At 55.5% G+C, this 7,529-nt stretch carries 10 protein-coding genes; 8 read left to right on the top strand and 2 right to left on the bottom strand.

All coding sequences use genetic code 11. The annotated features are described in order from the left end of the window. Together AB4Z11_RS23320 and AB4Z11_RS23315 are read left to right on the top strand one after the other, a co-directional pair. Positions 1 to 1,036, top strand: a 1,036-nt coding sequence (locus AB4Z11_RS23320) for a TonB-dependent receptor domain-containing protein (protein ID WP_442028004.1), incomplete at its 5' end; no start/stop codon positions are given. A 102-nt stretch (positions 1,037 to 1,138) separates the two neighbouring features. Further along, a complete protein-coding gene (locus tag AB4Z11_RS23315) occupies positions 1,139 to 1,645 on the top strand; it encodes a DUF4124 domain-containing protein (RefSeq protein ID WP_442028003.1) in 507 nt (168 codons plus the stop codon). Between the two features lie 68 nt (positions 1,646 to 1,713). Here the strand turns inward: AB4Z11_RS23315 and AB4Z11_RS23310 are convergent, their stop codons facing one another. Further along, entirely contained in the window at positions 1,714 to 2,763 is a 1,050-nt protein-coding gene (locus AB4Z11_RS23310) for a hypothetical protein (RefSeq protein WP_442028001.1), read from the bottom strand. Between the two features lie 140 nt (positions 2,764 to 2,903). After that, positions 2,904 to 3,290: a helix-turn-helix domain-containing protein gene (locus tag AB4Z11_RS23305; protein WP_442027999.1), complete on the bottom strand. Its 387-nt coding sequence runs from the start codon at positions 3,288 to 3,290 to the stop codon at positions 2,904 to 2,906. Between the two features lie 543 nt (positions 3,291 to 3,833). Here AB4Z11_RS23305 and AB4Z11_RS23300 point away from each other — a divergent pair. The 6 genes from AB4Z11_RS23300 to AB4Z11_RS23275 all read left to right on the top strand — a co-directional run bounded on the left by AB4Z11_RS23300 (position 3,834) and on the right by AB4Z11_RS23275 (position 7,520). Then, the gene (locus tag AB4Z11_RS23300; RefSeq protein WP_442027997.1) at positions 3,834 to 4,775 is read left to right on the top strand and encodes a hypothetical protein; all 942 of its coding nucleotides are present in this window, start codon (positions 3,834 to 3,836) and stop codon (positions 4,773 to 4,775) included. Further along, positions 4,769 to 5,116: a hypothetical protein gene (locus AB4Z11_RS23295; protein ID WP_442027995.1), complete on the top strand. Its 348-nt coding sequence runs from the start codon at positions 4,769 to 4,771 to the stop codon at positions 5,114 to 5,116. The genes AB4Z11_RS23300 and AB4Z11_RS23295 overlap by 7 nt, the downstream gene beginning before the upstream one ends. An 11-nt stretch (positions 5,117 to 5,127) precedes the next feature. After that, on the top strand, positions 5,128 to 5,454 hold the full coding sequence (locus tag AB4Z11_RS23290; RefSeq protein WP_442027993.1) for a hypothetical protein: 327 nt from the start codon (positions 5,128 to 5,130) through the stop codon (positions 5,452 to 5,454). Continuing rightward, on the top strand, positions 5,441 to 5,653 hold the full coding sequence (locus tag AB4Z11_RS23285; RefSeq protein ID WP_442027991.1) for a hypothetical protein: 213 nt from the start codon (positions 5,441 to 5,443) through the stop codon (positions 5,651 to 5,653). The genes AB4Z11_RS23290 and AB4Z11_RS23285 overlap by 14 nt, the downstream gene beginning before the upstream one ends. 360 nt (positions 5,654 to 6,013) lie before the next feature. Then, positions 6,014 to 6,226, top strand: coding sequence for a major coat protein (locus AB4Z11_RS23280; protein ID WP_442027990.1), 213 nt, complete (start codon positions 6,014 to 6,016; stop codon positions 6,224 to 6,226). A gap of 64 nt (positions 6,227 to 6,290) precedes the next feature. Then, on the top strand, positions 6,291 to 7,520 hold the full coding sequence (locus tag AB4Z11_RS23275) for a hypothetical protein (RefSeq protein ID WP_442027988.1): 1,230 nt from the start codon (positions 6,291 to 6,293) through the stop codon (positions 7,518 to 7,520). Positions 7,521 to 7,529: the final 9 nt, after the last annotated feature.

Below are 7,529 nucleotides of genomic sequence, written 5' to 3'. Positions count from 1 at the left end.
CTTCTACACCGACCAACTTGACCCAGCCAGCTTCAAACCTGGTCCGGTGGGCGTCGATCAATTCTCCAGCACCGGTAATACCGACAAGGCCGTCACCGGCAAGTTGAGTATCCAGAAGCAGATCAATCCTGAATGGATGGTCTACGCGATGACCGCGACCGGCCATAAGGGCAAGGCATACGACGTGACCAGCGGCCTGCAGGCAGCGGCGGCATTCCCGGTCGATCCGGAGCGCAGCGAGACTTACGAGCTGGGCGCCAAAGGGAACCTGCTGAATAACCGCATGTCCGTCGCGGCGACTGTGTTCAACACCCGGTTCTATGGCTATCAGCAGAACGTGTCCTTTGTTCTGCCGAATAATCCGACCATCTTCACGCAGCTGAACTCGATCCCGTTCATCCGCACGCATGGTTTCGAGCTGGATACTCACTTCCTGGTCACGCCTGGCTTTGTGCTGAACGGCTCGCTGGCGTACACCCGTCCGACGATCGAACAGTGGGCTAACGGTCCGTGCTACAACGACGCCACCAACGTCGCGATCGGCAATACCGGCCTGGGCGAAAATGGCTCTCTGCCAGGACGCAACCGTACCTGCTTCCCGATCAAGCCAGGTTCGACCACCGGCATCCAGGACCTGAGCGGCGCCGTGTTCCCCGGTACTCCGAAGCTGAAGGCCAATGTCGGCGGCCAGTATGACTTCAAGATTCCGGGCATGTCCTTCGACGCCTTCGTCAACGGCAATGTGCGTTATCAGAGCGATTACCAGACCAATATCGCGAACGATCCGCGCGCCGTGAACACCGCCTACACCATCGCCGATCTGGGCTTCGGTATTCGCGACAACAAGGACCGCTACAAGCTGAGCTTCCGCATCAACAACCTGTTCGATCGCTTCTACATTCCGAACGCGAACGCCAGCGGTCCTTCATTCCGCGCCGGCCCGTCCGGCTCTGCACCGAACATCACGGTTGACAGCTGGGTGCCGCCACGCGATGTGTTCCGCTACTTCAGCGTCCGCCTGGATGTGAAGTATTGATGTCAGAAGGCTGGGTCCCGCAGGGCAGGGGACTCAGCCCTTTTTACGGCAACCGTGACAAAGTGTGAGCCTTTCGCGTCCGCGCTGAAGTATAGTTGCCGTATGAAAACTCTAATTTCCCTTGTGCTTGCATTGACGGCTATCTCAGCGCATGCGCAGCTCTACAAATGGACCGACGCCAATGGCAAGGTCCAATATTCAGACCATCCCCAGGATGGTTCCAATGCCACCGCGCTCGCAACTCCGCGCGCGCAATCGGCTGTGGCGCCAGCAAACGATAACTGGCGAGAACGGGAAATTGCATCACGCGAGAGCCGCATAAAATTGGCTGAAGCCGAACGCCGCCGGGCTGCGGTAGCCGCGGAAGCAGAAAAAAATGCGCCCGAACCATTCAATCCGAGCATGCATCGCTCTGGCAAGGTCATGTCGGAAGACGAACTGTGCACGCGCGATCAGCAGCAGCTTGAATACGCTCAAAAGACCAAAAATCTGGCAATCGGACACGGCGGCGGCCCTGCGGTGACGCTCACCGAAGCCCAACGCCAGCAAGTCATCGCTGAACGTAAAGCCAACCACCAACTGGCCTGCGGCAGCGCGTCGAGACGCTGAAATTTTTCGCACGATCTTTTCGTGGATGCCCAGCCAGGAGCGTCATTTCATGATCGTGCGTACAGTTACTACAGCTTGCAGTGCTTGCCGCCGGACTCGTAACCGCCGCCGTACGGTTCGACGGCATGAGGGTCGAGTGCGAAAGTGCGGTTAATGAGTTCCTCGCGCACGCCATTTTCCCAAGGTACATTCAGCATCGCGCTGCGAACAAACCAGGCCCCCCACGCAATGGCGGGCTTCACGTGGATGTCACTCGCATCGATCCAAACCGTGTCTTCATCCGCGCCTTTGTGACAGCCAGGGTCTTGGGCGGCGTAATCAAGCCACGCATGAACCCCAGTGTTTACCCGTTCCGCGTGGGCGTGCGAGAAGGAATCCTGAACCGTATGAAGAAGGGCGCCTAACGCCAGATTACGAATTTGCGCATCGTCCGTTGGCAGCGAATCACAGGCGGCCGTGCACAAGATATCTGACACATTAGTGAACAGATGGCGGACAGTCCAATTGCGGCGGCGCGAGCCCTCGAAATACTTCGCGAACGCGTAGTTGCCCTGCAAGGTGTAGAGCTGCGCGGATGGATCAATGCGTCCGGTTGCGACGTCATAAGCAAAATGGACCCATTCCACGACGTTGTCGCGTACCTTTACAGGATCGTCGCCACGCCGGCCCATCCCATGCAGGAATTGCATATCGCCGTAGTGGCTACGGTACTCCAGAGGATAAGTTGGATTGATCAAACGCGGATAAGCGCCGGCGGCCTTGAGCCAAAAGAACCAGGTAAATTCCTGGTCGACGCGGAAGAAGTTATTGGGATCGTCGTTCCAGCGCACACCAAACTTCAGGACGTCAATGTCGAAGTGTTTGGCGTTCGTCAGGTCTGTCGCAGGCAGATCGCACCAATCATATTGCTTAGAGGCTTCCGCGCACGCCAGCGTCAATTCGGTAATGCGCTCGTGTGTTGGCGAAGTAAGGCGGGAGAGATAGCGCTGATATTCCGACTTCAGTGAGCGCGTGACAGCGGCAGCATCGTGGCTTGCCGGGTTGATCTCAAAACCCATTGCAAGACCCGAATGCAGGGCAGTCAGCAAAGTAGCTGCAATGATCGTACGCTTGAACATATCCACCTCGGTTTATTGTTGTTCATCAACTATAAACCGTATGGTGACCATGAAAATGCGTGGAAAGTCACGGACATGCCGACTTCGTGAAAGCCGACGCGCTGCACAGCCCAAAGAGGGTTCGGCGCCAATATCGCATTTTACATAATATAAATTGGTTCAACCTGCGGCGCGGAAGAGGGGCTGTAGGTATGGGCTTCGGCGTTGCCGGGTGTCAAAAATCCCGTGACACCTACAGCCAGAACGGCGCTAGCGGCTGCTGCTGCCATCCTCTGTGAAAAGACCGACCATAGAGAGCTTTGCCCAGACCTTTCGGCGCGATCAATATCGGCCGCCATGATGACCCGGAGAGGGTCCACTTCAAGGATAAGCGCGACGGCGAGACACATCTCGTTGTCCATGATGCGCTGACCGCTTTTGTACTGGCTGATTGCGGCTTTGGTGACGTGGAAATGCTCGGCCAGGTCTTTGTCTTGGTGAAGCCCTAGCTTGTCTTTCACTTGGTCGAGATACAGTCCGCTTTTCATTTGCGTTTCCCTATGATTCGTTGCATTTCGGCGTCGCGGCGCTGTTGTGCGCGGCTTCCTTTGTCGCTACTGGTTCTGGCTTGCGTGTCCGGTAGCACTTCGGTCTGTTTGTACGGTGCTTTGCACGGTTCGTTGGTTACCGTCTTATGACCATCGGGTGTTCGACACACTCGTGTTTCAGCGTATGCATCAGTCGATGCAGCAACGATAAGTAGCAAAGCAACTATTTTTCCGCTTGACAATTCACGCTCCGTTAACTATGGTTCACACATCGTGAACTTCACAGTGTGTGAACTGAATGAATCGTATTGGTTTACCGTCAACGGGTCAACAGGGAAATCTCTCCAATTCCCACATTTGCGCTGCCTTTGCGCTCTTTTTTTCCGTCTTGTGGTTTTTGGTGCTATCGGATCAAGTTGAAGCGCACTTTCCGGCAAGCGGTTTCGGCGTTCGCGATCTGCCCGACTGGGTTGAGCTTCAACTCGCTGCGTCTGTCTTACTGATGCTGTACGTGCCTGTTCGAGTTGTCGTCTGGAGCCGCGCATGAAGCTGTCGATCGCTGCTCGTCGTCAGCTCGCTCAGGGCGATGCAGAGACCTATGCCGCTAAATCGGGCGGCTCGCCGTCCCGGCAGGTCAAATCCCAAATTTATGGCCGCGCGAAGGTCGCGGCAGAAGCGGCAGGACGTGCCGCGCAGGCGGCGCGGCCCGCCGCGACAGGCCCGAAGGGCGGGTTTGTGCCGAAAAAGCCGGAGGTAAGCAGCGACCAGCTGCCCCCCATTAATAACATGGGGGAAAACTTGCACAGTGCCGAGGCGTCCGAAATCGGCGGCCATTGGACAAGCCTGTGTGATGAGCATATCGGTGAGGTGAAGCTCGTTTTGTCGGACTCTGGTGAGACGAAAACCGTGATGGTGCGTCGTCCTTCGGATAGCCAAGCGGCCATCATCGACTGGATCAATTTTACGGTCCTCGAAGATACCTTCTTCCGCACGGCTCGGCAGATGCTTGTCAGTGACGATCAGATCATTGAGGAGRCATCCCGCCAGCTTGAAAAAGTGTTCGGCTTTGRCATCACGGAAAAGCGTGATCGCGGTATGAATTTTTATCGTGAGTCGTGGGTTTTGGGCGACAAGATGGGGTTCGTGTGCTTTGGTGGGCAGCGTCAGACCATGCTCATTACGCTGACAGGGCAGGGATGCACGCATGCTTTGCCGGGTTGGGAGCATCGCCTTTACCGCTGGCTCATTGACATTGCGGTTCGTCCATCGATCTCGCGTATCGACATTGCGCATGATGATCTGGAAGGCCAATACCTGTCGGTAGATTGGGCTGATGACCAATGGGCGAGGGTCGTAAAGAGGGCGATAAGCAAAGTAACTGGTGCCGTGTTGAGGTTGAGTTTAAGAACACGAACATGGTTATCGAGCCTGAGGTTTTGCTCAATCCGTCCAAGTATTTCGTGGGCGCGTATCCGTGCTTGGTGAAGCTGGAAAAAACTATTCAGCCGGAGCGTTTGAAGCTTAAAGAGCGTGCTGCGCAGATTAATCATGACGCAGGTGTCGAAATCACCAAGCGCCAGTACGGTAGGTGGTTGCGCATGCTGCGCGAACTTCACGGCGATCAAGCCACGCTGGATATGGTTTGCTTTGAGGGCGATGACTACTGGCCTAAGCGCCTTCTGCCGATTACTGCGGACGCAACCAGCGGCCCGACTCCAATTCACAAATTAGAGCCTGTCATCGTTCCTTCGATGATGCGTTTCGTTACCGCCGTCCCGTCGTATGGCCTCAACGGGGAAAACGGTTTTAGTAGGCCGCGTGTATAGGAAACCAGCAAATGAAATTCAAATCGACCGTCAAAGTAACCGGCATGAAGTTCAGCAAAGGCCAGATGGACAACGGCACCACTTTCGATAGCACGAAGGTGTACGTCGAAACGGATCTGGACAGCAGCAAGGGAACCGCCATGGGCACCGCGACCGCTGAATACAACCTAGGCAAGGCTGAGGAGTACAAGAAATTTGAGCACTTGGCTGGCGCGTTCCCATTCATGGCCGAAGTGGATATGGAGATCGTCACGAACGGTAACACGCAAAAGACGATCATTTCCGCGCTGCGTCCGCTTGAGGCCGCAAAAGGCGGTGCGAAGAATGCCGCCGCATAACGCAGGCGTCAAGTACATCGTGCAGGACGCGGAAACCGGTCTGTTTTTGATGCCTTACGAGGGTGATGTTGGCTTCACTCCCTGGGTACATGAAGCGGGTCGGTTTGACCTGTACGGCGAAGCTCATGATACGGCTACGTTCAATTGCCATCAGGGCTTCTTCGTTACGGGAGTGGTTGCAGCAGGGGTCATGCAGTGACGGAGGTGACGCCCGAAATGTGGCTTGGTCTGGCGGTTGTTGTGTGCTTCGCGTTGGGTTGGATTGCGGGTGCGCAGCGATGATTCAGTTGCTCAGGGCCCTTTCGCCGATTCTGTTCTTGACTGGCTTATTTGTCGGTGCAGTGTACTTGGTGAAGTACATCATTCATCGCTTGGTAGATCACAAATGAACACGCTCCAAACCATCGCATGCCTGTTGGCAGCTTGGGGGATCGGATACGCCGCAGGGGCGACTCAGCGGATTATCCGGCGCTCAATCGAGATTCTGGATTAGTAGCATTTTGCGCGCTGGCCGCACGCAATCTTATGTAGGCCGTAAACCATGTAAGGGTATAGAGAAATGAAAAACATCTTCAAAAAAGGTCTGGTAGCTGGTGGTGCTGTCGTTGCTTCGGCATCTGCATTCGCTGCTGATCCTGGCATTGACGCCATCACTGCGCTGTCCGGCACGGCACAGGAATACATCACTGCGGCATTCGGCGTGGCCGTGCTGGTGGCTGGTGGCTTCTGGGGTATCAAGATGATGAAGAAAGCCTTCTCGAAGGCTGGCTAATCCTCGCGTAGCTGGCGGGTTAGGGGGCGCGTGCTGTGCCCCCTTTTTTGTTTACGGGGATTGTATGCGCTATTTGCTCATTTTGATTGTTCTGCATCTGCTGCCGCTTGACGTGTTCGCCGCTCGCTATCAGTTGGAGGGGCAAGCATGGTTTTCAAAGCAGGGGATAGATTCGCTTAGCTGCTCCGCGGTGTTGGCACTGTATCCGGACCCGAGCGCTAAAGTGTCGTACTGCAAGGTGCGCGGCGGTGGTCAGGTGTCGGAGCTAACGCCGGACCCAAATATCACTTACGACTATTACACAGAGAAGGATATCAATTACGGGTCGTTTCAGGTTCACTATTGGCCTGATGATTGCCCCACTCCGCGTTATACAGGAAGCGCAGACGTATCGAAGCCGCCTGGGCAGCAATGTCGTCGTGTTGCCTGTCCTGCGGGCGATGATGCTGGCACTTGGAGGATACCCACCGCGTATTACGACAAGACCACTAACAAGGTGGTGCAAGCCATTATCGCTGATGGTGCGCTTATGACTACGAATTTTTGTCCTGATGGATGCTGGGCTAATGCGGATAGTGTCAGCAGCTGCAATGATACCGATACAGGCACTCCCAATATTGCGCTCACAAAGTGCAGTGTGCATATGGTTCAGAACAATGCCGGTCAGTGTTCTTCTAGTCAGGACTTCGCGAACGCTCCGCCATACACCGGTACCGGTACGGGCGGTGGCACCGATCCAGGTTCTGGTACTGATCCTGGCTCTGGTACTGATCCCGGTTCAGGTGGCACTGGTGGTACTGGCGGCACTGGTGGTACTGGTGGCACTGGTGGCACGGGTGGTACTGGTGGTACTGGTGGTACTGGTGGTACTGGTGGTACTGGCGGAGGCACTGATCCCGGCACAGGTACGGGTGGGACAGGTGGTACTGGCGGGACTGGTTCCGGTGGTCAGAACTGCGGTGCGCCGGGTGAGCCTGCTTGCAAGATCGATGAGAGTGGTACACCAAGTTCCGTTGGCACGATGCTTGATGCATTGAACAAGCTGGTTGACGGATTGGGGCCAGGGCGTGATACCGGGCTTGACGACGCGAAGTCTGACGCAGGTAAAGATACGTCGATAGGTTTTGGTCTTAGTTTGCCGGGTGGCGCGTGCACGAATCCAACGGTTGGCCTTCCGCTAATTGGGGGACGTTGGGTCGTAGATATATGTCGATACGTGCCTATTGTTGCTGGCTTCTTTGAATTTTTGTGGGTATTTTTCTTTTGTTTTGCGGTGATGCAGCTTGTGCGGTGATGCAGCTTG

It is taken from the genome of Pseudoduganella sp. RAF53_2 (assembly GCF_052113985.1).
In the GTDB taxonomy this organism is placed as follows: domain Bacteria; phylum Pseudomonadota; class Gammaproteobacteria; order Burkholderiales; family Burkholderiaceae_D; genus Rugamonas.
Note: the sequence above shows the minus strand (reverse complement) of the source record. Positions and strands in the feature narration are given on the sequence as shown.

Excerpts from the sequence above, each read along its gene's own strand:
- AB4Z11_RS23310 (WP_442028001.1), bottom strand. The coding sequence starts at position 2,763 with ATGTTCAAGCGTACGATCATTGCAGCTACTTTGCTGACTGCCCTGCAT.
- AB4Z11_RS23285 (WP_442027991.1), top strand. The coding sequence starts at position 5,441 with ATGCCGCCGCATAACGCAGGCGTCAAGTACATCGTGCAGGACGCGGAA.
- AB4Z11_RS23305 (WP_442027999.1), bottom strand. The coding sequence starts at position 3,290 with ATGAAAAGCGGACTGTATCTCGACCAAGTGAAAGACAAGCTAGGGCTT.
- AB4Z11_RS23275 (WP_442027988.1), top strand. The coding sequence starts at position 6,291 with ATGCGCTATTTGCTCATTTTGATTGTTCTGCATCTGCTGCCGCTTGAC.
- AB4Z11_RS23290 (WP_442027993.1), top strand. The coding sequence starts at position 5,128 with ATGAAATTCAAATCGACCGTCAAAGTAACCGGCATGAAGTTCAGCAAA.
- AB4Z11_RS23280 (WP_442027990.1), top strand. The coding sequence starts at position 6,014 with ATGAAAAACATCTTCAAAAAAGGTCTGGTAGCTGGTGGTGCTGTCGTT.
- AB4Z11_RS23315 (WP_442028003.1), top strand. The coding sequence starts at position 1,139 with ATGAAAACTCTAATTTCCCTTGTGCTTGCATTGACGGCTATCTCAGCG.